General features: G+C 64.8%; 22 protein-coding genes and 1 pseudogene. 8 read left to right on the forward strand and 15 right to left on the reverse strand.

The window, feature by feature from the left end:
- The first annotated feature begins 5 nt into the window (after positions 1-5).
- Positions 6-968 (forward strand): Bug family tripartite tricarboxylate transporter substrate binding protein, encoded by a 963-nt coding sequence (locus VCS63_RS14960; protein ID WP_042793675.1) that lies wholly within the window; start codon positions 6-8, stop codon positions 966-968.
- 51 nt (positions 969-1,019) lie between these two features.
- On the opposite strand, the gene VCS63_RS14965 is transcribed toward VCS63_RS14960, so the two are convergent.
- The 6 genes from VCS63_RS14965 to VCS63_RS14990 form a co-directional block, all read right to left on the reverse strand.
- Positions 1,020-1,850, reverse strand: coding sequence for an IclR family transcriptional regulator (locus VCS63_RS14965; protein ID WP_042797074.1), 831 nt, complete (start codon positions 1,848-1,850; stop codon positions 1,020-1,022).
- 112 nt (positions 1,851-1,962) lie between these two features.
- A complete protein-coding gene (locus VCS63_RS14970) occupies positions 1,963-2,682 on the reverse strand; it encodes an SDR family NAD(P)-dependent oxidoreductase (protein ID WP_063640535.1) in 720 nt (239 codons plus the stop codon).
- Positions 2,683-2,692: 10 nt separating this feature from the next.
- Positions 2,693-3,484 (reverse strand): SDR family oxidoreductase, encoded by a 792-nt coding sequence (locus VCS63_RS14975; protein ID WP_042793677.1) that lies wholly within the window; start codon positions 3,482-3,484, stop codon positions 2,693-2,695.
- Positions 3,485-3,513: 29 nt separating this feature from the next.
- Positions 3,514-4,485: a tripartite tricarboxylate transporter substrate binding protein gene (locus VCS63_RS14980; RefSeq protein ID WP_042793678.1), complete on the reverse strand. Its 972-nt coding sequence runs from the start codon at positions 4,483-4,485 to the stop codon at positions 3,514-3,516.
- A 48-nt stretch (positions 4,486-4,533) separates the two neighbouring features.
- A complete protein-coding gene (locus VCS63_RS14985) occupies positions 4,534-5,061 on the reverse strand; it encodes a 2,4'-dihydroxyacetophenone dioxygenase family protein (protein WP_042793679.1) in 528 nt (175 codons plus the stop codon).
- 164 nt (positions 5,062-5,225) lie between these two features.
- A complete protein-coding gene (locus tag VCS63_RS14990) occupies positions 5,226-6,002 on the reverse strand; it encodes a ferredoxin--NADP reductase (RefSeq protein ID WP_042793680.1) in 777 nt (258 codons plus the stop codon).
- Positions 6,003-6,339: 337 nt separating this feature from the next.
- On the opposite strand from VCS63_RS14990, the gene VCS63_RS14995 reads away from it, so the two are divergent.
- The 3 genes from VCS63_RS14995 to VCS63_RS15005 all read left to right on the forward strand — a co-directional run bounded on the left by VCS63_RS14995 (position 6,340) and on the right by VCS63_RS15005 (position 9,980).
- Positions 6,340-7,383, forward strand: a complete 1,044-nt coding sequence (locus tag VCS63_RS14995; protein ID WP_042793681.1) for a Fe(3+) ABC transporter substrate-binding protein — start codon at positions 6,340-6,342, stop codon at positions 7,381-7,383.
- Between the two features lie 144 nt (positions 7,384-7,527).
- Positions 7,528-9,198, forward strand: a complete 1,671-nt coding sequence (locus VCS63_RS15000) for an ABC transporter permease (RefSeq protein WP_063640533.1) — start codon at positions 7,528-7,530, stop codon at positions 9,196-9,198.
- Positions 9,199-9,203: 5 nt separating this feature from the next.
- Complete coding sequence (locus tag VCS63_RS15005) at positions 9,204-9,980, forward strand: ABC transporter ATP-binding protein (protein WP_042797075.1); 777 nt, start codon at positions 9,204-9,206, stop codon at positions 9,978-9,980.
- A 15-nt stretch (positions 9,981-9,995) separates the two neighbouring features.
- On the opposite strand, the gene VCS63_RS15010 is transcribed toward VCS63_RS15005, so the two are convergent.
- The 3 genes from VCS63_RS15010 to VCS63_RS15020 form a co-directional block, all read right to left on the reverse strand.
- On the reverse strand, positions 9,996-10,973 hold the full coding sequence (locus tag VCS63_RS15010; RefSeq protein ID WP_323880222.1) for a tripartite tricarboxylate transporter substrate binding protein: 978 nt from the start codon (positions 10,971-10,973) through the stop codon (positions 9,996-9,998).
- Positions 10,974-11,060: 87 nt separating this feature from the next.
- A complete protein-coding gene (locus VCS63_RS15015) occupies positions 11,061-11,966 on the reverse strand; it encodes a pirin family protein (protein ID WP_323880223.1) in 906 nt (301 codons plus the stop codon).
- Positions 11,967-12,092: 126 nt separating this feature from the next.
- Positions 12,093-12,791, reverse strand: coding sequence for a pirin family protein (locus VCS63_RS15020; protein WP_323880224.1), 699 nt, complete (start codon positions 12,789-12,791; stop codon positions 12,093-12,095).
- Between the two features lie 182 nt (positions 12,792-12,973).
- On the opposite strand from VCS63_RS15020, the gene VCS63_RS15025 reads away from it, so the two are divergent.
- Entirely contained in the window at positions 12,974-13,888 is a 915-nt protein-coding gene (locus tag VCS63_RS15025) for a LysR family transcriptional regulator (protein ID WP_042793686.1), read from the forward strand.
- Between the two features lie 23 nt (positions 13,889-13,911).
- On the opposite strand, the gene ntrC is transcribed toward VCS63_RS15025, so the two are convergent.
- From ntrC to rdgB, 5 genes are all read right to left on the reverse strand, one after another.
- Positions 13,912-15,411 carry a nitrogen regulation protein NR(I) gene (gene ntrC / locus VCS63_RS15030; RefSeq protein WP_175201018.1) on the reverse strand — a complete coding sequence of 500 codons (1,500 nt, stop codon included), beginning with the start codon at positions 15,409-15,411 and terminating at the stop codon, positions 13,912-13,914.
- The gene (glnL, locus tag VCS63_RS15035; RefSeq protein ID WP_323880226.1) at positions 15,411-16,475 is read right to left on the reverse strand and encodes a nitrogen regulation protein NR(II); all 1,065 of its coding nucleotides are present in this window, start codon (positions 16,473-16,475) and stop codon (positions 15,411-15,413) included. Before glnL ends, ntrC begins: the two co-directional genes overlap by 1 nt.
- A gap of 180 nt (positions 16,476-16,655) precedes the next feature.
- Positions 16,656-18,068 (reverse strand): type I glutamate--ammonia ligase, encoded by a 1,413-nt coding sequence (gene glnA / locus VCS63_RS15040; RefSeq protein ID WP_042793689.1) that lies wholly within the window; start codon positions 18,066-18,068, stop codon positions 16,656-16,658.
- Positions 18,069-18,252: 184 nt separating this feature from the next.
- On the reverse strand, positions 18,253-19,473 hold the full coding sequence (hemW, locus tag VCS63_RS15045; protein ID WP_063959717.1) for a radical SAM family heme chaperone HemW: 1,221 nt from the start codon (positions 19,471-19,473) through the stop codon (positions 18,253-18,255).
- A gap of 37 nt (positions 19,474-19,510) precedes the next feature.
- Positions 19,511-20,134: an RdgB/HAM1 family non-canonical purine NTP pyrophosphatase gene (gene rdgB / locus VCS63_RS15050; RefSeq protein WP_042797076.1), complete on the reverse strand. Its 624-nt coding sequence runs from the start codon at positions 20,132-20,134 to the stop codon at positions 19,511-19,513.
- A gap of 283 nt (positions 20,135-20,417) precedes the next feature.
- On the opposite strand from rdgB, the gene VCS63_RS15055 reads away from it, so the two are divergent.
- The gene (locus VCS63_RS15055; RefSeq protein ID WP_082884579.1) at positions 20,418-22,193 is read left to right on the forward strand and encodes an EAL domain-containing protein; all 1,776 of its coding nucleotides are present in this window, start codon (positions 20,418-20,420) and stop codon (positions 22,191-22,193) included.
- A gap of 150 nt (positions 22,194-22,343) precedes the next feature.
- Here VCS63_RS15055 and VCS63_RS15060 read toward each other — a convergent pair.
- Positions 22,344-23,783, reverse strand: a pseudogene (locus VCS63_RS15060) (methyl-accepting chemotaxis protein); the annotation flags it as partial.
- A 207-nt stretch (positions 23,784-23,990) separates the two neighbouring features.
- On the opposite strand from VCS63_RS15060, the gene VCS63_RS15065 reads away from it, so the two are divergent.
- Together VCS63_RS15065 and VCS63_RS15070 are read left to right on the forward strand one after the other, a co-directional pair.
- Positions 23,991-25,151 carry an acyl-CoA dehydrogenase family protein gene (locus tag VCS63_RS15065; protein ID WP_059375802.1) on the forward strand — a complete coding sequence of 387 codons (1,161 nt, stop codon included), beginning with the start codon at positions 23,991-23,993 and terminating at the stop codon, positions 25,149-25,151.
- A gap of 16 nt (positions 25,152-25,167) precedes the next feature.
- On the forward strand, positions 25,168-26,544 hold the full coding sequence (locus tag VCS63_RS15070) for an MmgE/PrpD family protein (RefSeq protein WP_063959718.1): 1,377 nt from the start codon (positions 25,168-25,170) through the stop codon (positions 26,542-26,544).
- The last annotated feature ends 4 nt before the right edge of the window (positions 26,545-26,548 follow it).

Genomic DNA, 26,548 nt, shown 5'->3' on the forward strand with positions numbered 1-26,548 from the left:
CACACATGCGCATTGCTTTCAAAGGCCGGCTGGCCTTGCTGCTTGCGGCCGCCCTGCCCGTCACGGCGATGGCCCAATTCCCCGCCAAGCCCATCACTTTCATCGTGCCGTTCGCGGCCGGCAGCGCCACCGACCAGATCGGCCGCGCCATCGGCCAGGGTGTTACTGAACAGACCGGCCAGGCGGTGGTGATCGAGAACAAGCCCGGCGCCAGCGCGATGATAGGCGCGGCAGCCGGCGCCCGCGCGGCCCCGGACGGCTATACGGTGCTGATCACCACCAACACCACGCATGCCGCAAACGAACATCTTTACAAGACCCTGACCTACGACCCGGTCAAGGACTATGCTCCCCTGACCTTGCTTGGCAAGGGTGGCCAGATCATGGTGGTGAACCCCAGTTCGCAGGCAAAGACGGTGGGCGACTTCCTGGCGCAAGCCAGGCAATCGCCCGGCAAGCTTAGCTTTGGCAGCGGTAGCTCCAGCAGCCGCATTGCGGGCGAACTGCTGCAGCAGATGGCAGGCGTGCAATTGCTCCATGTGCCTTACAAGAGCAATCCGCTGGCGGTCACGGATCTCCTGGGCGGCCAGATCGACATGATGATCACCGACACCGCCACCGGCCTGCCCCAGGTCAAATCCGGCAAGCTGCGCGCCCTGGGCGTGACCGGCCAGGCGCGCTCGCCGCTTGCGCCCGATGTGCCCACCATCTCGGAGGCCGGCGTGCCGGGCTACGAAATGGGCTACTGGTTCGCCGCCTATGCGCCGGCTGGCACTCCGCCAGACGTGGTCAAGCGTCTGAACGAGCTGCTGGTCAAGGCCACGGAAAGCGCGCCCGCCAAACAGTTCTATACCCAGACAGGCACCGACCCTGCAAGCTCCACGCCGGGCGAACTTGCGCAGTTCCAGCAAGCCGAATCGAAAAAGTGGGGCGACATCATCAAGAAGGCCGGCATCCAGCCTGAATAGGCAGCAAGCGCCAAGGGCGGGAACGCGCAATCGCGCGCCGCCCCCTGGCGGTCAGAGCAAATCGTTGCTCGCCAGCATCGGCGTGCCGGCGATACGCTGCGAGATGGCGTGGCAGGCCTCCAACAGCGGCGCCACGTAGGCGGATTCAGGGTCCGGCTTCTGGCGGAAACGCAGCGTGCTCACGCTGATGGCCGCCACCGGAATGCCGTTCTGTCCAAAAATCGGCGCGCCAAAGCAATAGATGCCCGCTTCGTTTTCTTCGTCGTCCACAGCCCAGCCGCGCTGGCGCACCGCCGCCAGCTGCTCCCGCAACGCTTCGGTGTTCTTGACGGTATTCGGCGTATGGCAGGCGAATGGCTGCGGCAACATGTCCAGCGCGGCCTGCAAGGCAGGCTCGTCCAGCATTGCCAGGTAGGCCTTGCCCACCGCTGTCGAATACATCGACACATTGGTGCCGATACGCGAATTCATCTGCACCACGCTGGGGCTTTCCAGTTTCTCGATATAGACCATGTGTTGCCCGTTGGGCACGGCCAGGTGCACGGTTTCACCGGTGAGGTCCCGCAGCTGCTTCAGGTTCTCGACGGCCGCCAGCCGCATCTCGGACCGCCCCCAACTGCGGCTGGCAAGCTGGATCAGGCGCGGCCCCAGGCTCAGCTTTCCCGTGACGGGATGTTCGGCCAGAAGGCGTTCAGCCACCAACGCCGCCACAGTGCGGTAAACGGTCGGTCGCGGATAGCCGCTGCGCTTGCTGAGTTCGGCCACCGTCATGGATTCCGGCGTATCGGCCACGACCTGCAGCACGTGCATGAACTTCGAAAAGGCGGCGGTGCCCGCCACCTGCGCGGCGGGAGGGTTGGCGACTGGCGGAAGTTCTGACATGGCGAAAAACTTGGCTTTGAAGGGCGGCAATGGCAAACGAGGCCGCAGGCTGCGCCGCGGCCCCGCCATTATCCCCGCAAACACTGGCCCTGGCATACGGCCAGGCTGCCCGTCAGGCCACCAGGTAGCCGCCATCCACTGGCAGGATCACACCGGTCATGAACGAGGCCGCGGGCGCGCACAAGAACACCACGCCTTCGGCCACGTCTTCCGGTTTGCCCCAACGGCCCAGCGGCGTGCGCTGCAGGATAGGCCCCGCGCGTTCGGGGTCGTCCTGCAGAGCGCGGGTCAACGGCGTGGCGATCCAGCCAGGCGCGACTGCGTTAACCCGGATGCCTTGCGCCGCGTACGCCAGTGCCAGCGACTTGGTCAGTTGCGCCACCCCGCCCTTGCTGGCCGCATAGGCCGGCACCAATGACCCGCCGAAGAAGCTGAGCATGGAGGCGGTGTTCACGATGCAGCCCCCGCGCCGCGCAAGCCGTTCCCGAGCGGCGGTGCACACGCGCATGGTGCCAGTCAGGTTGATGGCCAACACCTGTTCGAATACGGCAGGATCGTGTTCCGCGCCTCGACGGATGATGCCGGCGCAGTTCACCACGATGTCCAGCTCGTCCAGCCCGTGCAACAGGCCCGCGACGTCATCGGCCTGGCTGACGTCTGCGATACGCACTTCAATGCCCGGGGCCAACTCCCCCGTATCGGATTGCAGCCCGGCGGCGATGGTGCGGGCCCCCAGTGCGGCCAGCCTGTTGGCGACGGCCGCGCCGATACCTTGGGTCGCGCCGGTCACCAGCGCCGTCTTTCCGGCAAACAACTCTGCTTGATACGTCATCGCCGCTCGCTCAGAAAGTGCCGGGATAGGCACCGCCGTCGGCCAGCACGTTCTGCCCGGTGACGTAGCCCGCATGAACACTGCACAGGAAGGCACAGATGGCGCCGAACTCCTCCGCGTTGCCGAATCGGCGGGCTGGAATCGCGGCCTGGCGTTCGGCTCTTACCTTCTCGGCATCCTGCCCGGTCTTGGCCGCCGAAGCCGCCAGGGCCGAGCTCAGCCGGTCGGTCGCAAAGGCGCCGGGCAGCAGGTTGTTGATCGTCACGCCGCGGGCGGCGATATGGCTGCGCGCCACGCCCGCCACGAACCCGGTCAGCCCGCTGCGCGCGCCATTGGACAGCCCCAGGATGTCGATGGGCGCCTTGACCGCGCTGGAAGTGATGTTGACGATGCGTCCGAAGCCGCGCTCCGCCATGCCGTCCACAGTGGCCTTGATCAGCTCGATCGGCGTGAGCATGTTGGCCTCGACCGCGTTCAGCCATTGCTCCCGGCCCCAATCGCGGAAGTCCCCGGGCGGGGGCCCGCCCGCATTGGTAACCACGATGTCGTAGTCCGGATGCGCCGCGAACACCGCCTCGCGTCCTTGCGGGGTCGTGATGTCGGCCGCCACGGCCTTAACAAAGGCCGCGGCGTCCGGCCGCGCCTTAAGCAATTGCTGCCTCGCGGCTTCGAGCGCCTCTGCGCCGCGCGCAACGATCACTACGTTGACACCTTCACGCACCAGCGCCAGCGCGCAGCCGTAACCCAGGCCTTTGCTGGCGCCGCCCACCAGCGCCGTCTTGCCGGCAATACCCAAATCCATGTCTTGCTCCTTGTCTTGGCCGGCCAGGTCTACTGGCGCATGCCGAATTTCTCGATCAGGTTCTTGAAGGTGGCGTTATCGCGCTCCATCAGGGCGGTGAAGGTCTGCTGGTCCGCCACCGCGTAACCCAGATTCTGCTCCGCCATGAAACGCTTGAGGCTGTTTTCGGCGGCCGCCTGGCGGAACGCCGCGCTCAAGGTATCCAGCACTGGCTGCGGCGTGCCCTTGGGCGCGGCGATGCCCCGCCACGTGCCGATGGACAGATCGATGTTGCGTTCCTTCAGCGTCGGCACGTTCTCGAAGCCCGCCACGCGCGCGTCGGCCATGACCGCCAGCGGTTTGAGTTTGCCCGCCTTGACGTACTGCATCACCTCCGCGGGACTGACCGCCACGGCGTCGATGTGTCCGCCCAGCAAGGCCAGCACCGCGGGGTTGCCCCCGTTGAACGGAATGTGGTTGAACTTGGCGCCCGTTTTGTCCTCCAGCGCGGCCGCCGCCAGGTGCCAGATAGAACCTATGCCCGCATTACCCACCTGCATGCTCTCCGGCTTGGCGCGCGCCGCATCCAGGAATGCCTCGATCGTGTTGTACGGAGAATCGGCCGCCACGGTAATGGCCGAAGGATCCGCATTGAGCTGGATGATGGGCGTGAACTTCTCATAGGTCGTCTTGGTCAGCCCCAAGTGCGGAATGATCACCATGTCAGCCGTCACCAATGCCAGCTTGTAGCCGTCGGGCTTGGCGTTCGCAACTTCGGTCAGGCCGATGCCGCCCGCCGCGCCCGGCTTGTTCAACACTACGATCGGCTGCGGCAAATGCGTGCGCGACGCGTCGCCCATGGCGCGCGCCATCGCGTCCGTGCCACCGCCCGCGGCAAACGGCACCACGATCTCGATGGCCCTGTTGGGGAAGTTCTGCGCCTGTGCCGCAGGCCCCGCGGCCAGCGCGGCGCCGGCCAGCAGCGCGGAAAGAATGCAGCGATTGAACGCACGACGTTTCATGGTGTCTCCGGTATATGTTTTATGTGCTGCGGGTTGGAATGCGGTCGTTCAGCGTATGAACTGCTTCACATAGTCTTCGCCCAGGCCGACCGCTGCGAAATGCTTGCGGCACATGTCGATCTTGGTGAACACGTCTTCATAGCCCATGCCCTTGCCCCAAGGGTCGGTGTAGTACATGACGCCATTGACCTGGAAAAACGTGATCATTTCCTCCACGTCTGGCGGCACGTAAAGCGTGTGCGTTTCGCCGGGCGGTTCGAACACATAGCTGCCTTCGGTGGCTTCCCAGTCGTGTTCGAGATAGCGCCAGCGGCCTTTCAGCACGAAACCGTGCACGGCCTGTGGATGCCGGTGGCGGCTGAGCACGCCGGACTTGCGCACACGCAACAGGTTCATCCAGTAACCCTGGCTCGCGTTCAGACAGAGCGGCCGGAACCATACGTTTTCCGCTTGGGGCACCCAAAGCCTTTCGTCCGTGGGAATCGCATGCGGGACCACCAGTTCGGGCAAGGCATCCGGCGGATTTGGATACTGGTATGGAGTGAGGGGCTCAGCGTCGGGTTGGTCTACGGGCATCTCTTTTATCCTTCCATATTATGGACAATATGTTTACTTTATGGACGAATTATAAGGATTGACCTCGCCCGGCCACAGCGGGCTAACCCTAATCGGACGCCGGAAAACAAAAAACCCATCGCAGCGATGCGATGGGTTTTTCTGGTTGGTGGCTTGCCTGTGGCTTATTTATCCACGAAAGCGCGCTCGACCACGTAGTCGCCCGGCTGGCCCACTCCCGGCGAGACCGTGAAGCCACGCTTGTCCAGCATGGCGCTGATGTCGGCCAACATATGCGGGCTGCCGCAGATCATCGCGCGATCGGTTTCCGGATTGATCTGGGGAATGCCGATGTCCTGGCACAGCTTGCCGTTTTCCATCAGTTCGGTGATGCGGCCTTGGTTGCGGAAGGGTTCGCGCGTCACCGTCGGGTAGTACACGAGCTTCTCGCGCACGACGTCGCCGAAGAATTCGTTGTTCGGCAATTCATTTTCGATAAAGTCGGCGTAGGCCAGTTCGCTGACCCAACGCACGCCATGCACCAGGATGACCTTGTCGAAACGCTCGTAGACGTCCGGGTCCTTGATGATGCTCATGAAGGGGGCCAGGCCGGTGCCCGTGCCGAACAGGAACAAGTGTTTGCCCGGCTTGAGGTCGTCGACGACCAGCGTGCCGACAGGCTTGCGGCTGACCAGGATGGTGTCGCCTTCTTTCAGGTGCTGCAGGCGCGACGTGAGCGGGCCATTCTGCACCTTGATGCTGAGGAATTCGAGGTTCTCTTCGTAGTTGGCGCTGGCGATGCTGTAGGCCCGCAGCAGAGGCTTGCCTTCAACTTCCAGTCCGATCATCACGAAGTGGCCATTGTGGAACCGCAAGGCCGAGTCACGCGTCGTGGTGAAGGAAAACAGGGTGTCGTTCCAGTGGTGCACGCTTAGTACGCGCTCTGTGTTGAAAGCAGCCATGTCGTATCAAGTAAGGGCGGCCGGCCCCGGGCCGTGGGTCCGGTTTGCGCCGCTGGGTCATTCCGTGCCGCAAAAAAGACGCGGCCGGCATTAGGGTTGACCCTATTCTACAGGGTCTTGATGATAACTGCTCTCATTATTCCGTAATACCCTTATGCCGTATTGATGGGGATCAAGCCCATGCCCTGGCAGACTTACTAGGAGTTGAACGCCGCTTTGCTTCCTGTTATCGTCGCGTTCTCATTTGATAATCATTTTCGTTAGCAGACTGTTTTGAGCGGCGGGATGCCCCAGATACCTGGAATTCCCTCTGCAGCCCTAGCCGGAGCACCTCCTCATGAACAAGCGTCCCCAATTGAACTCGCTGCTGCGCGCCCTGGCGCTGGCCGGCGCTGCCGCCTTCACCGTGTCGGCTAACGCAGCCGAGGAAGTCAGCCTGTACACCACCCGGGAACCGAAGCTGATCCAGCCACTGCTGGACGCCTTCACCAAAGAAAGCGGCATCAAGGTCAATACAGTCTTCGTCAAGGACGGCCTGCTGGAACGCGTCAAGGCCGAAGGCGCCAAGTCGCCCGCCGACGTGTTGATGACGGTGGACATCGGCAATCTGCTGGACCTGGTGGACGGCGGCGTGACCCAGTCGATCAAATCGGAAACCCTGGAATCCGTCATTCCGGCCAACCTGCGCGGCGCCGACGGCAAGTGGTACGCCCTGTCGCTGCGCGACCGTGTGCTGTACGTGGAAAAGGACCTGAAGCTGGAAGCCTTCCGCTACGAAGATCTGGCCGACCCCAAGTGGAAAGGCAAGGTCTGCATCCGTTCGGGCCAACACCCCTACAACACCGCGCTGGTCGCCTCGATGATTGCGCACGATGGCGCGGAAGCCACCGAAAAATGGCTGCGCGGCGTCAAGGCCAACCTGGCCCGCAAGGCCGCAGGCGGCGACCGCGACGTGGCACGCGACATCCTGGGCGGCATCTGCGACATCGGCCTGGCCAATGCCTATTACGTCGGCCACATGAAGAACGCGGAACCCGGCACCGACGCCCGCAAGTGGGGCGATGCCATCAAGGTCATCCGGCCGACGTTTGCCAACGCAAAGAGCGGCGGCACGCACGTGAACGTCAGCGGCGCGGCCGTTGCTGCCCACGCGCCCAACAAGGCCAATGCCGTCAAGCTGCTGGACTTCCTGGTCTCCGAGCCGGCCCAGGCCCTCTACGCCCAGGCCAACTATGAATACCCCGTCCGCAAGGGCGTGAAGCTGGATCCCGTGATCGCCAGCTTTGGCGAACTGAAGGTGGACCCGCTGCCGCTGACCGAAATCGCCAAGCATCGCAAGCAAGCCAGCGAACTGGTGGACAAGGTCGGTTTCGACAACTGATAAGCCCATGGGAGGCCACGCCTCGCGGCGCGACGCCTTCCAGGTGGCAGTAAGAAACGCGGGGGCCGCGCCCAGGCCCGCGCGTAGGGCCTGCTCCCTTTTCCGAGGGAGCAGGCCTTGCCATTGATGCAATCGACTTGAAGCATGCACACAGATTCTTTGCCCCGGCCGCTGCGTCTGCGCTGGACTGAACGCGGGGCCGGCTGGCTGGCCGGCGCCGCCCTGATCGCGCTGGCCGTATTGGCTCCCCTGCTGACGCTGGGATGGTGGGCGCTGGGCGGCGAGCTTTCCCACTGGCAGCATCTCGCCAATTATGTATTGCCCCAGGCGCTGGCCAATACCGCCATGCTGTTGGCCGGCGTGGGCGTGCTGGTCACCCTGCTGGGCACGGGCGCGGCCTGGCTCGTGACCGCCTACGACTTCCCTACCCGCCGCGTCCTGACCTGGGCGCTGCTGCTGCCGCTGGCGGTGCCGACCTACATCATCGCCTTCGCCTATCTCGACCTGCTGCATCCGATCGGTCCGATACAGACGGCGATCCGCACACTGCTAGGCTACGACAGTCCGCGTCAGTTCCGCCTGCCGGACCTGCGCTCGATCTACGGCGCCATCTTCGTGCTGGGCTTTGTGCTGTATCCCTACGTGTACCTCAGCACGCGCGTCATGTTCATGACGCAGGCCGCAAGCCTGCTGGAAGCCGCACGCACCCTGGGCGCCGGCCGCATCGCCGTGTTCTGCCGCGTTGCCCTGCCCTTGGCCCGGCCCGCTATCGTGGTGGGCGTCAGCCTGGCGCTGCTGGAAACACTGAATGACATCGGCGCGTCCGAATTCCTGGGCGTGCAGACGCTGACGGTGTCGGTCTACACCACCTGGGTTACCCGTTCCGATCTGGCCGGCGCGGCCCAGATCGCGCTCACCATGCTGGCGATTGTCATCGGCCTGATCCTGCTCGAACGTCACGGCCGCAAGCGCCAGCGCTATGCCAATACGCAGCGCATGCGTCCGATGCAGCCACGCCGCCTGCGCGGCGCCGCCGCGGCCGTCGCGGCAGTGCTGGGCTGGATTCCCGTGCTGATCGGTTTTGTCGCGCCCGCGCTGTATCTGGTCGTGGAAACCTACAAGCGCATGCACCTCGTTGGGGGTGTGTCGCAACAGCTGCTCAACGGCTTGAGCAACACGCTGATCGTGGCCTTCAGCGCCACCATCGTTACCTTGCTGTGCGGACTGATCGTCGCCTGGGCCGGCCGCACCCTGCGCGAGAGTTCGGGCTTCAACCCGGGCCGCGCCTGCGCGCGCATCGCCAGCCTGGGCTATGCGGTGCCGGGCACGGTGCTGGCCATCGGCCTGCTTACCCCGTTCGTCTGGATCGATACGGCGGTCGCCAAGGTATTCGGCGGCACCGGCCTTTTCCTGATGGGTTCAATGGGCGCACTCGTCTGCGCCTATGCAATCCGCTTCCTGGCGATTTCAACCGGCGCATTGGAAGCCGGGCTGGCCCGCATCCCGCCTTCGCTGGAACAGGCGTCGCGCCTCTTGGGCGAAAGCTCCGCAGGCACCCTGCGCCGCGTGCATCTGCCATTGTTGCGGCCCGCGCTTGCGGCCAGCGCCTTGCTGGTGTTCGTGGACGCCATGAAGGAATTGCCGGCCACGCTACTGTTGCGGCCCATGAATTTCGACACACTCGCCACCTGGCTCTATGCGGAGGCGGCCCGCGGCACCTATGAAGAAGGCGCCGTCGCGGCGCTGGCCATCGTCCTGGCCGGCCTGTTCCCCGTCATCCTGCTGGCGCGCACCAATCTGAAAATGGGACATTGATCATCGTGCCCGATCTGTTAGAACTCGATCACCTCTCCCTCGCCTACGACACGCCGGCGGGGCTCAAGCCCGTGGTGCAGGACCTGACGCTGGGCCTGCCCGTCGGCCATATCGGTTGTCTGCTGGGTGAATCCGGCTGCGGCAAAACGACGGTACTGCGCGCCATTGCCGGATTCGAACCGGTACGTGCCGGACGCATCCTGCTGGACGGCACGGTGATCTCATCGCCCACCGTCCAGGTCGCGCCCGAGCACCGCCGCGTCGGCATGATGTTCCAGGACTATGCGTTGTTCCCGCACCTGACGGTGGCGCTCAACGTGGCCTTCGGCCTACGAAAAATGGCGCGTCCGGAGCGGGCTCGCCGCGTGGAGGAAATGCTGGAACTCGTGGGCCTGGCGCACGCGGCCAATAGCTACCCGCACGAAATCTCCGGCGGCCAGCAGCAACGCGTGGCGCTGGCGCGCGCGCTGGCCCCCTCGCCCGACCTGCTGCTGCTGGACGAGCCTTTCTCGAACCTGGACGTGGACACGCGCGAGCGCCTGGCATTCGAAGTGCGCGACATCCTGAAGACGACCGGCCACACGGCCATCCTGGTGACGCACAACCAGGCCGAGGCTTTCGCCATTGCCGACCGTATAGGCGTCATGTCCAAAGGCAGCATTGCGCAGTGGGATACGCCCTACAACCTGCACCACCATCCGGCCAGCGACTTCGTGCGCGACTTCATCCGCCGGGAAGCCCTGGAAGAGCGGCGCGAGCAGGCGTACGCCCGCGGCCGCTGAGGTAACGCCGGCCGATCAGTCGGCCGACAGCTTCACTTTTTGCGAAAGCGCCTTGAAGGCCTCGTGCTGGCTTTGCGTCAAGCGCTCTACCTCCTGGGGCGTGGAGCCATAAGGCATGAAGCCGGCCTGCTCCAGCTTGGTCTTCACTTCCGGCAAGGCCAGCGCCCATTGGAAGGCGTCGCTCAGCGCCTTGGTCGCTTCCGGCGACATCTTTGCAGGGCCATAGACCGCAAACCACGGATCCACCACGGCGGCCTCATACCCCAGCTCGGCCAACGTCGGCACGTCCGGCAAGGCGGGCGCTCGCTTGCTGCCCGTCACCGCCAGGGCCTGGACCTTGCCCGCCTTGATATGCGGCAAAGACGCCGGCAGGTTGTCGAACATGACCGGCAGGTGGCCGCCCAGCAGGTCGTTCAGCCCCTGCGCGCTGCCCTTGTACGGAATGTGCTGCATGCCCGCGCCGGTCAACTGATCAAACATCACGCCAGCCAAATGCATGGAGGTGCCGGTGCCCGGCGTGCCGAATGAAGTGCCCGGATGCTGCTTGGCATAGGCGACGAGGTCCTTGACGCTGTCCACCTTCAAGGCGGGGCCGACTTCCAGCACCACGGTGGATGCGCCCAGCATGCTGACGCCCGTGAAATCCTTGGTCGGATCGAAAGGCATGGACGGATAGACAAAGGGATTCAACGCGTTCGTGGATATGGCGCCGAAACCGATGGTGTAGCCATCCGGCGCCGCCTTGGCCACCGCATCCATCCCGATATTGCCACCCGCGCCTGGCCGATTTTCCACAATAACGGGCTGACCCAGCTTTTCAGCCACTTTCTGGCCCGCTGTGCGCGCCACCAAGTCAGTGGTACCGCCTGCGGTATAGGGCACGATGAAAGTAATGGGTTTGGCCGGATAGCCGGCGGCGATTGCCGCGTTGGCGCCCTGGATCAGCGCCAGCGCGGCCAAGCCGCGCAGCGCGTTGTAGGTATAACGATGCATGATGTCTCCGTCCCGGATTGTTGTTGCGGTTGGAGGCGCATCATACTGCCTGCCGCGCGATGCCCGCGCGGCAGGGTCGCCGCCTGCTCAGGCGCGCGGTTCGGGCAGCGGGATGTACTCGGTCTCGTCGCCGGGCACGATCTGGTCAAAACGGTTGCGCTGCCAATCCTGCTTGGCCTGTTCGATACGGTCCTTGTTGCTGGAGACGAAGTTCCACCAGACGAAGCGCGGGCCGTCCAAGGGCTCGCCACCCAGCACGGCGAAGCGCGCCGCGGTCTTGGCACGGATCTGCACCGGACGGCCGGGAGCGAACACGACCAGGCGGCCGCTCTCGAACTCCTGTCCGTCGATCTCCACGGTGCCTTGCGCCAAATAGGCAGCACGTTCTTCGTGCTCGGCCGGTAACACCGTGGTCGCGCCCGCCTGCAGCTGCAGGTCGCCATAAAACAGCGGCGACAGCGTTTTCACCGACGATGTCTTGCCGAATAGCGAACCCGCCACCACCTGGGCTCGCACTCCCTCGCCTTCGATCACCGGTTGCGCGTCCAGCCCGTAGTGCGTAAAGCCGGGATCGGTTTCCTCGTGTTCCTTAGGCAGGCCCACCCAGATCTGCAGGCCACAGAGGCGTTGCGCGGCCTGCCGGCTTTCGGGCGAAGAGCGTTCCGAATGCACGATGCCGCGACCGGCCGTCATCCAGTTGACTTCGCCCGGCAGGATGGTCTGGGTATTGCCCGCCCCGTCGCGGTGCACCATGGACCCTTCGTACAGATAAGTCACGGTGGACAGGCCGATATGCGGATGCGGACGCACGTCGATGCCCGAACCGGGCGTAAATTCGACCGGACCCATGTGATCCAGGAAAACAAAAGGCCCCACGGTGCGGCGCTGCGCGGACGGAATTGCGCGGCGCACGGAAAAGCCGCCCAGGTCGCTGGTGCGCGGCACCACGACGGATTCAATCTGGCTTTCGCCTGCTTCGGACAAGGTGGACATGATCGGGTCTCCGGGTATTGAGGCCTAGGGCCGGTTGTTGGGGCCAAGGCCCATCTTAAGGCCAGCCGCTTGCATGGAAAAATGGTACGGGCTGGCAAGCGCGAGCCGCTCGCCAGCCATGCTGCTTCAGGCCAGGTCGAAAACCAGCACTTCGGCATTCTTGCCCGCCGAGAGCTCGACCCGAGGCTCATCGGTGATGGCAAGCGCGTCACCGGCCGAGAGTTCGACCCCGTTGACGGTCAGGCTGCCGCGCGCCACGTGCACCCAGGCGCGGCGGCCGGCTGCCAGATCAAGGACTGCCGCTTCATCGCCGTCGAAAAGCCCCGCATACAGGCGCGCGTCCTGATGGATCTTCATCGAACCGTCCACGCCATCAGAAGATACCAGGGCCTGCAGCCGACCGCGCTTTTGCTCGTCGCTGAAGCTGCGCTCTTCGTATTCCGGCGCAATACCGGCCACGTCGGGCTCGATCCAGATCTGCAGCATGTGCGTTTCCCGATCCGACAGCGGGTTGAACTCCGAGTGCATCACGCCGCGGCCTGCGCTCATGCGCTGCACGTTGCCCGGCTGAATGGTCGAACCGCTGCCCATGCTGTCTTTGTGGGCGATCGCGCCGTCCAGCACATAGGTGATGATCTCCATGTCGCGATGGCCGTGCGTGCCGAAGCCGCGGCCGGCCGCGATGCGGTCGTCATTGATCACGCGCAGGGCGCCAAATCCCATGTGGGCCGGATCGTAATAGTTGGCGAAGGAAAAGGTGTGAAACGAGTCCAGCCATCCATGGTTGGCGTGACCCCGTTCAGCGGCGCGGCGAGTGGTAAGCATTGCGGACTCCTATTTCAATTATGTGAATGGTTATGCAGCCGGGCTTGCCATTCATTCTATCGCTGGAAGCTGCTGCATCACCGGCATGAGTGATATTGTGCGCGTGCAGCCTCGCATGTTTGGCGCTATATTTTGACGGAACCATTCAAATTTTTTGAATATCTGCTCCGGAGCCCGTCATCATGCAAGCCATCACCCCAGAACTGCTCGTCCTGGTGGACGCCATCGCGCGCCACGGCAGCTTTGCCAAGGCGGCACGCGAACTGGGAAAGGTGCCTTCCGCGGTGACCTACTCGATCCGCAAGCTGGAAGACGGGCTGGACGTGTTGTTATTCGACCGTTCGGGGCACCGCGCGCTATTGACCCCGGCCGGCGAAACATTGCTGAAGGACGGACGCCATGTATTGCAATCGCTGGACGACCTGGCCTGCCGGGTCAAGCGCATCGCGACGGGCTGGGAAGTGGAATTGCGCATCGCGGTCAGCGCGGTCCTGCCGTGGCGGCCGCTATACGACTTGATAGAAGAATTCCAGGCATTGGGCAGCGCCACCACGCTGCGTTTTTCCAGTGAAGTGCTAAGCGGCAACTGGGACGCGCTGACCTCGGGACGAGCCGACCTCGTTATCGGCGCGGGCGCAGCAGGAGAGCCCACCGGCCCATATCGCTCGCAAGCCATCGGGCAATCTCAGTTCGGCTTCTGCGTGGCCGCGCACCATCCGCTTGCTGCCCTGCCGCAGCCCTTGAGCCGCGCCGACATCACCCGCTACTGCGCCGTGGTGGTGGCGGACACTTCCCGCAACCTGGCGCCGCAAACGCGCGGCATCCTGGCCGAACAGCCCACCCTGGTCATGCCCACCATGCAGGCCAAGATAGACGCGCAGGTGCGCGGCCTGGGGTGCGGCTATCTGCCGCTGACGCTGGCCGCGCCCTATCTGGCGCAGGGACTGCTGGTGGTGTGCGAAACGGATGAAGGCATGTCCCTGACGGAACACCTAGCCTATGCCTGGCGCTCGGAACCACCAGGCGAGGCCTTGAAATGGTGGCTGCAGAAACTGAAGTCGCCACGGCTGTGCGAAAGCCTGCTGGGGATGGGATAAGGCGCGCACCGCGCGCCCCACCCTCACTCGTCTTCGATGCCCAGCTCGCGCAGCTTGCGCGTGATGGTGTTGCGGCCGATACCCAGGCGCGTGGCCGCTTCCACACGGCGGCCACGGCTGGCATCCAATGCGCTTTGCAGCAGGATTTTCTCGAACTGGCGCGTCAACGTCGCCATGACCGCGGGCTCGCCGCGTTCCAGTCGGTACTGCGCATCGCGCAACAGCGAATCCTGCCAGTTGCGCGGCGATCCTTCATCCACGGACGCGGCAGCCTGCACCACGGTGCCCACGCCCGCCATCGGCGCCGCGGGGCGCGAAAGCGTCGGCGCCGGACCTGGCTGCTGCTGGTGCTCCATGGCACGGATTTCCGGCGGCAAGTCCGCCCGCTCCACCGTCTGGCCGGGCGCCATCACCGTCAACCAGTGGCAGAAGTTCTCCAACTGGCGCACGTTGCCCGGGAAGTCGAACTTGGACAGCACGGCCAGCGCTTCCGGCGTCAGGCGCTTGACCGGCACGCCCAGGGCGCGGGCGCTGGCGGTCAGGAAATGGCTCGCCAGCGCCGGAATGTCCTCAACCCGTTCGCGCAGCGGCGGCAGGCGCAGCCGGATCACATTCAGGCGGTGGAACAAGTCCTCGCGGAACAGCCCCTGCTCTACCCGCTGCTCCAGCGGCTGGTGGGTGGCCGCCACGATACGCACGTCGACGCGCACGGGTTGCGCGCCACCGACGCGGTAGAAACTGCCCTCGGCCAGCACGCGCAGCAGACGCGTCTGCAACTCGATCGGCATGTCGCCGATTTCGTCCAGGAACAGCGTGCCGCCGTGCGCCTCTTCGAAGCGGCCGCGGCGCAGATTGTTGGCGCCCGTGAACGCGCCACGCTCGTGGCCGAACAGCTCGGCCTCCAGCAAGTCGCGCGGAATGGCCGCCGCGTTCAACGCCACGAAGGGGCCGCTGGCGCGCACGCCGTGGCCGTGCAAGGCGCGTGCCACCAACTCCTTGCCGGTGCCGGACTCGCCCGTGATCAGCACGGTGACCTTGGACTGGGCCAGCCGGCCGATCGCGCGAAACACCTCCTGCATGGCGGTGGACGAGGACTGCGTCATCATCCAGCGTTCGTTGTTCTGTGCAGACTCGCCCTGCGCTTCAGGATTTTCGGGCTGCGCCGACTCCTGCATGGCGCGCTGGATCAGCGCTACCGCCTCATTCACATCGAACGGCTTGGCCAGGTAGTCGAAAGCGCCCCCCTGGAAGGCGGACACTGTGCTGTCCAGGTCGGCGAACGCCGTCATCACAATCACGGGCAAGCCCGGATTGCGTTCTTTCAGCTGACGCAGCAGTTCCAGGCCGTTCCCGCCAGGCATGCGGATATCGGACACCAGCGCGGCGGGCGTTTCGCGCGCTAGCGCTTCCAGCACCTCGGCCGACTGGGAAAAACTGCGGGTGGGGACCCCGGCGCGGGCCAGGGCCTTTTCCAGGACCCAGCGGATAGCCTGGTCATCATCGACGATCCATACGGGTTTCATCAGTGTGCAGGCTCCATCGGAAGGACCAGGCGGAACTCGGTGCGGCCGGGCCGGGATTCAAATTCGATGATGCCGCCGTGCTGCTGCACGAAGTCCTGCGCCAGGCTCAGGCCCAGCCCGGTGCCCCCTGCCCGGGCGGTGACCAGCGGATGAAAGATGCGGTCCCGTATCTGATCCGGCACGCCGGGACCGTTGTCGATGATGGACAGCACCAGCGCCAGGCGGTGCTGCCGGTGGGCCAGCATCACTTGCCGCGCCACACGCGTGCGCAGCGTGACCACGCCCGGCTCGGTTTGCGGCCCCTGGGGCCGCGCGACCAGTTCCTGCGCCGCATTGCGCGCCACATTCAGAACAGCCTGCATCAGACGGGCGGCGTCGCCCTTCAGGTCGGGCACCGAGGCATCGTAGTCGCGCAGCAGCGTGACGTCATTGCGGAATTCGGCCTGGATCAGCGCGCAGACGCGCTCGCAGATTTCATGGATGTTCACGGGCCGCGCGTTCAGCGGCACACGTTGCGGACCGCTCAGGCGGTCCACCAGTGCCTGCAGGCGGTCGGCTTCGGAAATGATGACCTGGGTATATTCGGCCAGGGCTGCGCTGGGCAGCTCGGCTTCGAGCAATTGCGCGGCGCCGCGCAGACCGCCCAGGGGATTCTTGACTTCATGCGCAAGGTTGCGCAGCAGTTCGCGGTGGGCTTCGATCTCGTCAACCAGCCGGTGGTTGCGGTCGGCCAGCACGCGCTGCTCGATCTCGCGGGTTTCAATCAGCACGGGCCAAGGCTGGCCCGTCAGTCCGATCGTCGTCACCGACACTTCCACGGACTCGGCGGCACGGCGCAACGAGGCAAGCTGCCTGACGTCGGCGTAGCGGCCGGCGGCGGCGCGATCGATGGAGGATTGGATGTTTTCCGGACTGTCGAACAACGTGGCGGCGGAATGGCCGCTCAGTTGCTTGCGCGAACGGCCGAACAAGTCTTCCGCGGCCGCATTGGCGTATTCGATATGACCGCGTTCGTTGACCAGGAAAACGGACGTGGCTAGCAAATCGAGAGCTTCTACATTCATTTTCTACATACCCGAATGTGAGGGGAAGGCGGAATGCGACGGCAGCGCCGGAATCCGGCGCGCTGCCCGCCGGGCGTTGCGCCTGGCGGGCAATACGTCGAACCGCGAGCTGGGGGTGCGCGTGGTGTGGGCCCTGGTTTCTGCCTACATCGCGCGACCTCCAGCTACGGCCTCAACGCATCAGAGGCTGTAGTACATGTCGAACTCGACGGGATGCGGCGTCATGCGCAGACGGTTCACATCGCCCATCTTCAGGTCGATGTAGGCGCTGAGCATGTCGTTGCTGAACACACCGCCGCGGGTCAGGAACTCGCGGTCGTTGTCCAGGGCTTCCAGAGCCTGCTCCAGCGACGCGCAGACGGTCGGGATCTTGGCGTCTTCTTCCGGCGGCAGGTCGTACAGATTCTTGTCGGCGGGATCGCCGGGGTGAATCTTGTTCTGCACGCCGTCCAGGCCGGCCATCATCAGGGCCGAGAAAGCCAGGTACGGGTTGGCCAGGGGATCCGGGAAACGCGCTTCGACGCGGCGGGCCTTCGGATTGCCCACGTACGGGATGCGGATCGAGGCCGAGCGGTTGCGGGCCGAATAGGCCAGCTTCACGGGCGCTTCGTAGTGCGGAACCAGGCGCTTGTACGAGTTCGTGCCGGGGTTGGTAATGGCGTTCAGCGCGCGAGCGTGCTTGATGATGCCGCCGATGTAGTACAGCGCGAATTCGGACAGGCCGGCGTAGCCGTTGCCCGCGAACAAGTTCTGGCCGTCCTTCCAGATGGACTGGTGGACGTGCATGCCGGAGCCGTTGTCGCCGACGATGGGCTTGGGCATGAACGTGGCGGTCTTGCCGTAGGCGTGGGCCACGTTGTGAATCACGTACTTGACGATCTGCGTCCAGTCGGCGCGCTGCACCAGGGTGCTGAACTTGGTGCCGATTTCGAGCTGGCCGGCGCCGGCCACTTCATGGTGGTGCACTTCGACCGGCACGCCCATTTGTTCCATCAGCAGGCACATTTCCGAACGCATGTCCTGGAACGAATCGACCGGCGGCACGGGGAAGTAGCCGCCCTTGACGGTGGGACGGTGGCCGGTGTTGCCGCCTTCGAACTCCAGGCCCGAGGACCAGGGCGCTTCTTCGGACTTGATCTTGACGAAAGTGCCGGACATGTCGCTATTCCAGGTCACGCCGTCAAACACGAAGAATTCAGGTTCCGGACCGAAATAGGCGGTATCGCCCAGGCCGGAGGACTTCAGGTAGGCTTCGGCGCGCTTGGCCAGCGAACGCGGGTCGCGGTCATAGCCCTTCAGGTCGGAGGGTTCGACCACGTCGCACGACAGGATCATGGTCGGCTCTTCGCGGAACGGATCCAGGTTGGCGGTGGCGCAGTCGGGGATGAGCAGCATGTCGGACGCTTCGATGCCCTTCCAACCCGGGATCGACGAACCGTCGAAAGCCTGCCCGCTTTCCAGCTTGTCTTCGTCGATCTGGCTGACGGGCACGGAAACGTGGTGCTCGCGGCCAACCGTGTCGGTAAAGCGGAAATCCACGAATTTGACTTCGTTATCGGCGATCTGTTTCAGGACGTCTTTCGGGCTTGCCATGTCATCTCCATTAGATAAAAAGGTCGAGGGCTCCACCCGTCGACTGGCATAAAAGAGGGAAGCAATAAGCGTGCCAGGTTCTACCCCCGGGATTCCCCGGGGAAGTCGGCTCGGTCATTGGAAAATGTAGCACCATAATGGTGCAAATAGTGGGGCATGAACGCCCCACTATGGTGCATTGAGGCTACAGGAACATTTCCTGCAGGTCATTGAGGAATCTCCAGCCCAATGGAGTGGCCCGCAGCCGCGTGGGGTCGGCATCCAGCAAGCCCCGCCGGGATGCTGCCTCCAATTGGTGCGCAATGGCCGCCAGCGACAGGCCGGTGCGTTCATGGAACGCGGTGGCCGCGACACCGTCCTTCAGCCGCAAGGCATTCAACATGAATTCGAAGGGCAGCTCATCTGGGCCGACCTGGCGGCTTTCGGCGATATGGCTGCCGTCCCGGGCCATGGCGGCCTGCATCCAGGACTCGGGCCCGCGCAGGCGTGCCTCGCGCAAGATGCGGTCATGGAAGGACAGCTTGCCATGCGCGCCGGGACCCAGGCCGAGGTAATCGCCGAACTCCCAGTAATTCAGGTTATGGCGGCAGCGGGCGCCGGGCTTGGCATACGCGGAAACTTCATAGCGCGCGAGGCCCGCCGCCGCCAGCTCGGCTTCAACGGCGTCCTGCATGGCTGCGCTGGTGTCGTCGTCGGGCAGGTCTTCGGGCGGAAACTTCGCGAAGACGGTATTGGGCTCCATCGTGAGGTGATAGAGCGAGAGATGCTCGGTGCCAAACGCCACGGCTTGCCGAAGATCCGCCACACAGGCGTCCAGCGTCTGTCCGGGCAGGGCAAACATCATGTCCAGGTTGACGCGCGGGACCGCGCGCTGCGCCATCTCGATCGCCGCCCTCGCCTGCGCGCTGTCGTGGATGCGGCCCAGCTTTTTCAACTGTGCGTCGTCGAAACTCTGGATGCCCAGCGAGAACCGCGTCACGCCGCTGGCGGCATAGTCGCGGAAACGCCCGGCCTCGGCGGTGCCGGGATTGGCCTCCATCGTGATCTCGGCGTCAGGCCAGAGGTTCAGACAGGCGCGCAGCATCGCGAGCAGTTCGTCCAGCCCCGCCGATGACAGCAGGCTGGGGGTGCCCCCGCCGATGAACACCGACACCACCTGGCGCCCCCAGATGGAGGGCAGCGCCTGCTCGAGATCGCTGCGCAAGGCATCCAGATAGGCGCGTTCCGGAATCTCGCCCGCCGCAGCGTGCGAATTGAAGTCGCAATAAGGACATTTGCGCACGCACCACGGTACGTGCACGTAGACCGAAAGGGGCGGCAGGCTGGTCAGCGTGGCGCCGGCCGGAACCTTCAGGCGCGACGGCTGCGCGCCCAGGTCGTTGCGGATGGGAATGATGATGGACATGCGTAATTCCTGGACCAGGCGCCGTGCGGCGTTCTCGTCAAGCCTGGCTCAGCTTGCTCAACAGTTCGCGCAACGCGCGGGCGCGGTGGCTTAGCCGGTTCTTTTCCTCCGGGTCCAGGGCGGCGGCGGTCAGGGCCTGGTCGGGCAGGTAGAAATGCGGGTCGTAGCCAAACCCGTTGGCGCCTTCGGGCTGGTCGATGATCTCGCCATGCCACAGGCCTTCGCCGATGAGCGGCCGCGGGTCATTCTCGGAACGCACCAACGCAAGCACGGCGACATACCAGGCGCTACGGTCCGCGACACCGGCCAGCTTGCGCACCAGCAGATCATTATTGGCCTGGTCGGACTTTTCGCCGCCATGCATCTTGGCATAGCGCGCCGAATACACGCCCGGCGCGCCGTCCAGTGCCGCCACGCACAGGCCGGAGTCGTCCGCCAGGGCTGGCAAGCCGGTCAGGCGGCTCGCATGGCGGGCCTTGGCCAGCGCATTCTCAACGAACGTAACGTGAGGTTCTTCGGCTTCGGGCACCCCCAGTTCGCCTTGGGGCACCAGCTCTATGCCCAGGGGCGCGAACAAGGCGGAGAACTCGCGCAACTTGCCGGCGTTATTGGAGGCCAGCACGACGCGGCGCAGGGAATCGGGAATCTTGGGAGCAGTCATGGGCAAATTGTATAGGGCGCCGGCGTCGCGCGCCGCCCGGTACGCGCGATGCCCACGTGCGTTGGAAGGATATGGCGGGATCTGTGTTGACAGCCGGACGGCCGCTGCCTGAAGATGGCGCGCCAGCCGTCGGCGAAACAACGCAGACATATTCCGTTGTCAATATGATCAAACTTGTCACTGATAGTATCTGAACGCACCGGCGATGGACCCCATTCACGCTTTGCCCCGGCCGGTAGCGGCCCGCGCGCCCTCAACTCCCCTGGACTGCGCGTCAGCGCACGTGAGCCTTGCCGGCATCTTGCGCGAACGGCTGTTGCGCCCGCGGTTCCAGCCGGTGGTCGATCTTTCCCACAGTCGCATCTACGGTCATGAAAGCCTGATCCGCGGGCCCGCCGACACGGCCTTGCACTTTCCCGACGCCCTGTTTGCCGAGGCCCGCCGCCAAGGCTTGCATCCCCAGCTGGAGCTCGCGAGCTTTCGCGCCGGCGCCCAGGGTTTTCATCAGCACGACGCCGCCGGCATGCTGTTCCTGAACCTGTCCGGCTCGGCGCTGCTTCACTACTGGACCCTGTGGGGCGAGGAAATGCCCCAGCGCCTGCTCAAGAATTGCTCACTGGCGCCGTCCAGCATCATTGTCGAGCTGACCGAACAGGATCCCCTGTCCGAGCATATGGCGGAGCTGGCGGGCGCATTCGCCTGCCTGCGCGCATACGGCATGCGGGTCGCGCTGGATGATTATGGCGTGGGCAATTCCAATCTCCAGCTATGGGCCGAAATGCAGCCGGACCTGGTCAAGATCGACCGCTACTTCTTCGACGGTATCGGCCATGACGAACGCAAACAAAACATGGTGCGCGCCATCCTGAAAGTGGCGCAGCACCTCGGTACGACCATCGTGGCCGAGGGTATCGAAACCGCCGAGGATTTGGCGGTGGTGCGTGAAATGGACATCCGGTACGCGCAAGGCTGGTTGCTGGGCCGGCCCGACGAAACGCTGCTGACCGAGCTCGCTCCCCCCTTGCGGGACTCGTTGAGGCAACGCTCACCTGCCGCCCCGGCCCAACGCGGCGCGGGAGGCACCGCCGCCAGCCTGCGCGTCGAGGCCCCAGCCGTTCAGCTGACCGGGCACACCAATGACGACGTGCACCGGCTGTTCATCGAGCACAAAGACATGCACGCCGTGGCGGTGGTGGATGACGACAATCGCCCGGTTGGCATCATCAACCGCCGCGACTTCTCCGAACATTACGCGCAGCGCTACACACGCGAACTCTTCGGACGGGACGCCTGCTCCACGTTCATGAACGCCGAACCGGTGCTGGTCGACCTGGACGTATCCATCGATCAGCTGAGCCATGTGCTGATCTCCGAAGACCAGCGCTATTTGATGGACGGCCTGATCATTACACGCGAAGGCCGCTACGATGGCCTGGCCACCGGCGAAACGCTGGTGCGCTCGGTGACGGAAATGCGCATCGAAGCGGCGCGCTACGCCAATCCGCTGACTTCCCTGCCCGGCAACATTCCCATCAGCCGGCACATTGCCACCCTGCTGGAGGACGCGGACGACTTCACCATCTGCTATGGCGACCTGAACAACTTCAAGCCCTTCAACGACGTCTATGGCTATTGGCGCGGCGACGACATGATCATGCTCACGGCCGAAGTCATCAAGCGCCACTGCGATCCCCAGCGCGACTTCGTCGGCCATGTGGGCGGCGACGATTTCGTGGTGCTGCTGCGCAGTCCTGACTGGATGGCTCGGGTGCGACGCATCATCGCGGAATTCAACGACCGCGCCATGGACCTGTACGACGACGAAGGCCGCCGCAACGGCGGGATTGAAGCGGAGGACCGCTACGGGGTGCCCCGCTACTTTCCCTTTGTGACGCTGGGCGTGGGCGCCCTCACCGTGACGCCGTCGTTATGCGAGCGCATCCGCCCTGAGGACATCGCGTCGGCCGCCGCGCATGTCAAGCACAAGGTCAAGCACGGGAACTTGTCGCTGGTGGCCGAGCGCTACACCGGCGGCATCCTGCCGCAGCTCGACAGTTGAGTCCTGCCGGGCCGCAGTGCTGGCCGGCTGGGCGATCTGGAACACCGACACCGCGCGGCGCAACCCCTGGGCCTGGGCTTCCAGGGCGGCGGCCGCGGCGGCGGTCTGCTCCACCATGGCGGCATTTTCCTGGGTGGAGCGCTCAATGTCCGCCACGGCCTGATTCACCGAGGCGATGCCGGCAGCTTGTTCGGCGGTGGCGCTGGAGATCTCGGCCACGATCTGCGTCACGCGATCCACCGATTGGAGCATGTCGCGCATGGTATCTCCCGCCACGCCGACCTGCCGCACGCCCGCCTGCACGCGCGCGGCCGAGTCGTCGATCAAGCCCTTGATTTCCTTGGCGGCCTGCGCGCTGCGCTGGGCCAGCGACCGCACCTCGCCCGCCACCACCGCAAATCCCTTGCCCTGCTCGCCCGCGCGCGCCGCTTCCACGGCGGCGTTGAGCGCGAGAATATTGGTCTGGAAAGCGATGCTGTCCACCACGCCGACAATCTCGCCAATACGACGGGCGCTCTCGGCAATGCCCTGCATGCTCTGCACGACTTCCTCGACCGCCTCGCCGCCACGTTGCGCCAGCTGGGTGGCGCCAAGCGCCTGTCGGCTGGCCAGATCGGCGTTACCCGCGGTTAGCTGCACGGTGTGCGCCAGCTGCATCATGTTGGCCGACGCTTCCTGCAGCGACCCCGCCTGGCGCGCCGTGCGATCCGACATGTCCGCGCCACCCGCTGCGATTTCGCCCGAGCCGGTATGAATTTCTTCCACGCCGTGGCGCACCGAAGCCACGGCCGCCGACAACCCCGTCTGCATGCGCCGCATGGCGCTGTACAGGACGCCGATCTCGTTGTCGCCGCGCATCGCAATCGCGCCCGTCAGGTCGCCGTCGGCGATGCGGTCGAAATGCGCACCGGCCTCGTTCAAGGGCCTCAGGATGTTCCGGCGGAAAGCCAGCCGGATCAGCACGGCCAGCAGCAGAACCAACGCCAGCACGCCCGCCGCCACCGCGATCACCCGCTCCAGCGTAAGACTGGCGCTGGCGACCGCGGCCTGGCCCTGGTCTCGCGCATAGGTCTGATAGGCGCCGGCCTGCTTCACATAGGCAGCGCCGCTGGCCGGCAGCACCTTGTCCACCAGACGGTTCACCTCGATCCCATTCCAGCCCTTGATCGCCGTGTGCATGGGAGCCAGCGTCTGCTCGGCGAAGGCGGCGTAGGCTGCCAGCACGCCGTCGAATAGCGGCGCGCCCTGGGCGCTCGTATCAGGATTTTCGCGCAGGCGCGTCAGGCTGGCTGCCGCCTGCTTGAAGAGCGTGTCCGCCTGCTCCAAAGACTGGTTGCGCGCCTCTTCCAGGCCGCCCTCCATCGCCGTCTTGGCGTCCGTGAGCGCGGCGCGCGCCTGGAACAGCCGGCTTGTCAGGTCCGCCAGGTCGCTGGCGCGCTCGATGCTGCCTCGGCCCAGGGCCTCGATATCCGCGCGGTTCTCGCGCAGCACAGCGATGCCCGCTGCCGCCGCCACCGCGAACAGCACCACAAACAACGCAAGAATGGCAGACAACGCCGTGGTGACCTTGATGTTTTTCCGCATATCCATCCGTACAGAACCTGCCGCCCGCGGCGGCGTTCTGGCGGATTATGGCCATGCAGTTTGGCAATTTCTTGACACAACCCCGACGTCCCGATGACAAACTCCCGTCATGAAACCGAACCCCGTATTAAGCAATTGTGAATTGGCAGGGACGGCTGCTTTGCGGCACATTGAACGCTGCAACGATCCATTACCCATACAGAAAACAGCATCATGCCCAACGCCTCCCACGCCTACCAGGACATCCGCGAAGCCGTGCGCGACCTCTGCGCCCAGTTCCCCTCCGAATATTTCCGCAAGGTCGACGAAGAACGCGGCTACCCTGAAGCCTTCGTCCGCGCCCTGACCGAGGCGGGCTGGCTGGCCGCGCTGATCCCACAGGAATACGGCGGCTCCGGCCTGGGGCTTACCGAAGCCTCGGTCATCATGGAAGAAATCAACCGCAGCGGCGGCAACTCTGGCGCCTGCCACGGCCAGATGTACAACATGGGCACCTTGCTGCGCCACGGCTCCGAGGCCCAGAAACGCGAATACCTCCCCCGCATCGCCGCCGGCGAACTGCGTCTGCAGTCGATGGGCGTGACCGAACCCACCACCGGCACCGATACCACCAAGATCAAGACCACCGCCGTCAAACGCGGCGACCGCTACGTCATCAACGGCCAAAAGGTCTGGATCTCTCGCGTGCAGCATTCCGACCTGATGATCCTCCTGGCGCGCACCACGCCGTTGGACCAGGTCACGCGCAAATCGGAAGGCATGTCGATCTTCCTCGTGGACCTGCATCACGCGGTGAAGCACGGCATGTCGATCCGGCCGATCCCCAACATGGTCAACCACGAGACCAACGAGCTGTTCTTCGACAACCTGGAAATCCCCGAAGAGAACCTGATCGGCGAAGAAGGCAAAGGTTTCAAGTACATCCTGGACGGCCTGAACGCCGAACGCACCCTCATCGCCGCCGAGTGCATCGGCGACGGCTACTGGTTCGTGGACAAGGTCACCGCCTACGCCAAGGAACGCATGGTATTCGGCCGCCCTATTGGCCAAAACCAGGGCGTGCAGTTCCCCATTGCCCGCGCCCACATCAACGTCGAAGCCGCCAGCCTCATGCGCTATGAAGCCTGCCGCCTGTTCGACGCGCACGAACCCTGCGGCGCCCAGGCCAATATGGCCAAGCTGCTCGCAGCCGACGCATCCTGGGAAGCCGCCAACGCCTGCCTGCAGTTCCATGGCGGCTTCGGCTTCGCCACGGAATACGATGTCGAACGCAAGTTCCGCGAGACCCGCCTCTACCAGGTTGCCCCCATCTCGACCAACCTGATCCTGTCCTACGTGGCTGAGCACATCCTGGGCCTGCCCCGCTCCTTCTGATCCGGTACCGACACCAATGACCGCTGCCAACGACATCCCGCACCTGAGCGCCGAACTCGCGGCCTTCGCCGCAAACCTGCGTTACGAAGACATTCCGGCCCCGGTACTGCGCCGCGCCGAGGACCTGCTGCTGGACTGCCTGGCCTCCATCCTGGCCGGCGCCTCCGCTCGCGCCGTGCAGGCCATCGACCGCTACGCCGCCGCGATGGGGCCGGCCGACGGGCCGAGCGAAGTCCTGATCACCCGCCGCCGCACCACGCCGCTGTTCGCCGCCATGGTCAACGCCGCGGCCGCTCACGTCGTCGAGCAGGACGACGTGCACAACGGTTCCGTATTCCACCCCGCCGCGGTGGTTTTCCCTCCCGCATTGGCGGTAGCCCAGGCACTGGGCCGCTCCGGCCGGGACCTGTTGGTCGCCTCCGTAGCCGGCTATGAAGTGGGCATCCGCGTGGGCGAATTCCTAGGCCGTTCGCACTACAAAATTTTCCACACGACCGGCACCGCGGGCACGTTGGCGGCCGCGGTCACCACCGGCCGCTTGCTCAATCTGTCCGCCGAGGAAATGCTGCACGCGCTGGGCTCGGCCGGCACGCAGGCCGCGGGCCTCTGGGAATTCCTGCGCGATGCGGCGGATTCCAAGCAGTTGCACACCGCCAAGGCCGCCGCCGACGGTATCACCGCCGCCTATCTGGCGCGCGAAGGTTTCACGGGCGCGCGCCATATCCTGGAAGGTCCGCAGGGCATGGCTGCGGGCATGTCCACCGACGCGGATCCCAGCCGCCTCTGCGACCGTCTGGGCGAACGCTGGGCGCTGGCCGAAACCTCGTTCAAGTTCCATGCCTCCTGCCGCCATACCCATCCCGCCGCCGACGCGTTGCAGCAGGCCTTGCGTGACAACAATCTGACCGAAGCGGATATCGAGCGGGTGGTGGCCCATGTGCACCAGGGCGCCATCGACGTGCTGGGCCCCGTCGTCAATCCGCAGACCGTGCACCAATCCAAGTTCTCGATGGGAACGGTTTTGGCGCTTATCGCGCGCCAGGGCCGAGCGGGCCTGGCGGAGTTCGACGCGGGCCTGGACGATCCGGGCGTGGCCACGTTCCGCGGCAAGGTCGAAATGGAGCTGGACCCCGAGGTCGACGGCGCCTACCCGCAACGCTGGATCGGCAAGGTCACCGTCTACACCCGCGACGGCCGCAAGCTGCATGGCCGCGTGGATGAACCCAAGGGCGATCCGGGCAACACCCTGAGCCGGGCGGAAATCGAGGACAAAACGCTAAGTCTGGGCCGCTACGCGGACGCCGCTACCGAACAAGAACTGCACGGGTTGATCGCCGCGATCTGGAATCTGGAAAAGGCGGAAAAAATGGGAATGCTGCTGGCGTCGAAGTAAAGCC

Source organism: Achromobacter sp. D10 (genome assembly GCF_035282245.1).
Classification (GTDB): Bacteria; Pseudomonadota; Gammaproteobacteria; order Burkholderiales; family Burkholderiaceae_B; genus Achromobacter; species Achromobacter insolitus.

Bases quoted from the DNA above. Each gene is read 5' to 3' on its own strand.
- VCS63_RS14960 (WP_042793675.1), top strand. From the start codon at position 6: ATGCGCATTGCTTTCAAAGGCCGGCTGGCCTTGCTGCTTGCGGCCGCC.
- VCS63_RS14965 (WP_042797074.1), bottom strand. From the start codon at position 1,850: ATGTCAGAACTTCCGCCAGTCGCCAACCCTCCCGCCGCGCAGGTGGCG.
- VCS63_RS14970 (WP_063640535.1), bottom strand. From the start codon at position 2,682: ATGACGTATCAAGCAGAGTTGTTTGCCGGAAAGACGGCGCTGGTGACC.
- VCS63_RS14975 (WP_042793677.1), bottom strand. From the start codon at position 3,484: ATGGATTTGGGTATTGCCGGCAAGACGGCGCTGGTGGGCGGCGCCAGC.
- VCS63_RS14980 (WP_042793678.1), bottom strand. From the start codon at position 4,485: ATGAAACGTCGTGCGTTCAATCGCTGCATTCTTTCCGCGCTGCTGGCC.
- VCS63_RS14985 (WP_042793679.1), bottom strand. From the start codon at position 5,061: ATGCCCGTAGACCAACCCGACGCTGAGCCCCTCACTCCATACCAGTAT.
- VCS63_RS14990 (WP_042793680.1), bottom strand. From the start codon at position 6,002: ATGGCTGCTTTCAACACAGAGCGCGTACTAAGCGTGCACCACTGGAAC.
- VCS63_RS14995 (WP_042793681.1), top strand. From the start codon at position 6,340: ATGAACAAGCGTCCCCAATTGAACTCGCTGCTGCGCGCCCTGGCGCTG.
- VCS63_RS15000 (WP_063640533.1), top strand. From the start codon at position 7,528: ATGCACACAGATTCTTTGCCCCGGCCGCTGCGTCTGCGCTGGACTGAA.
- VCS63_RS15010 (WP_323880222.1), bottom strand. From the start codon at position 10,973: ATGCATCGTTATACCTACAACGCGCTGCGCGGCTTGGCCGCGCTGGCG.
- VCS63_RS15015 (WP_323880223.1), bottom strand. From the start codon at position 11,966: ATGTCCACCTTGTCCGAAGCAGGCGAAAGCCAGATTGAATCCGTCGTG.
- VCS63_RS15020 (WP_323880224.1), bottom strand. From the start codon at position 12,791: ATGCTTACCACTCGCCGCGCCGCTGAACGGGGTCACGCCAACCATGGA.
- VCS63_RS15025 (WP_042793686.1), top strand. From the start codon at position 12,974: ATGCAAGCCATCACCCCAGAACTGCTCGTCCTGGTGGACGCCATCGCG.
- ntrC (WP_175201018.1), bottom strand. From the start codon at position 15,411: ATGAAACCCGTATGGATCGTCGATGATGACCAGGCTATCCGCTGGGTC.
- glnL (WP_323880226.1), bottom strand. From the start codon at position 16,475: ATGAATGTAGAAGCTCTCGATTTGCTAGCCACGTCCGTTTTCCTGGTC.
- glnA (WP_042793689.1), bottom strand. From the start codon at position 18,068: ATGGCAAGCCCGAAAGACGTCCTGAAACAGATCGCCGATAACGAAGTC.
- hemW (WP_063959717.1), bottom strand. From the start codon at position 19,473: ATGTCCATCATCATTCCCATCCGCAACGACCTGGGCGCGCAGCCGTCG.
- rdgB (WP_042797076.1), bottom strand. From the start codon at position 20,134: ATGACTGCTCCCAAGATTCCCGATTCCCTGCGCCGCGTCGTGCTGGCC.
- VCS63_RS15065 (WP_059375802.1), top strand. From the start codon at position 23,991: ATGCCCAACGCCTCCCACGCCTACCAGGACATCCGCGAAGCCGTGCGC.
- VCS63_RS15070 (WP_063959718.1), top strand. From the start codon at position 25,168: ATGACCGCTGCCAACGACATCCCGCACCTGAGCGCCGAACTCGCGGCC.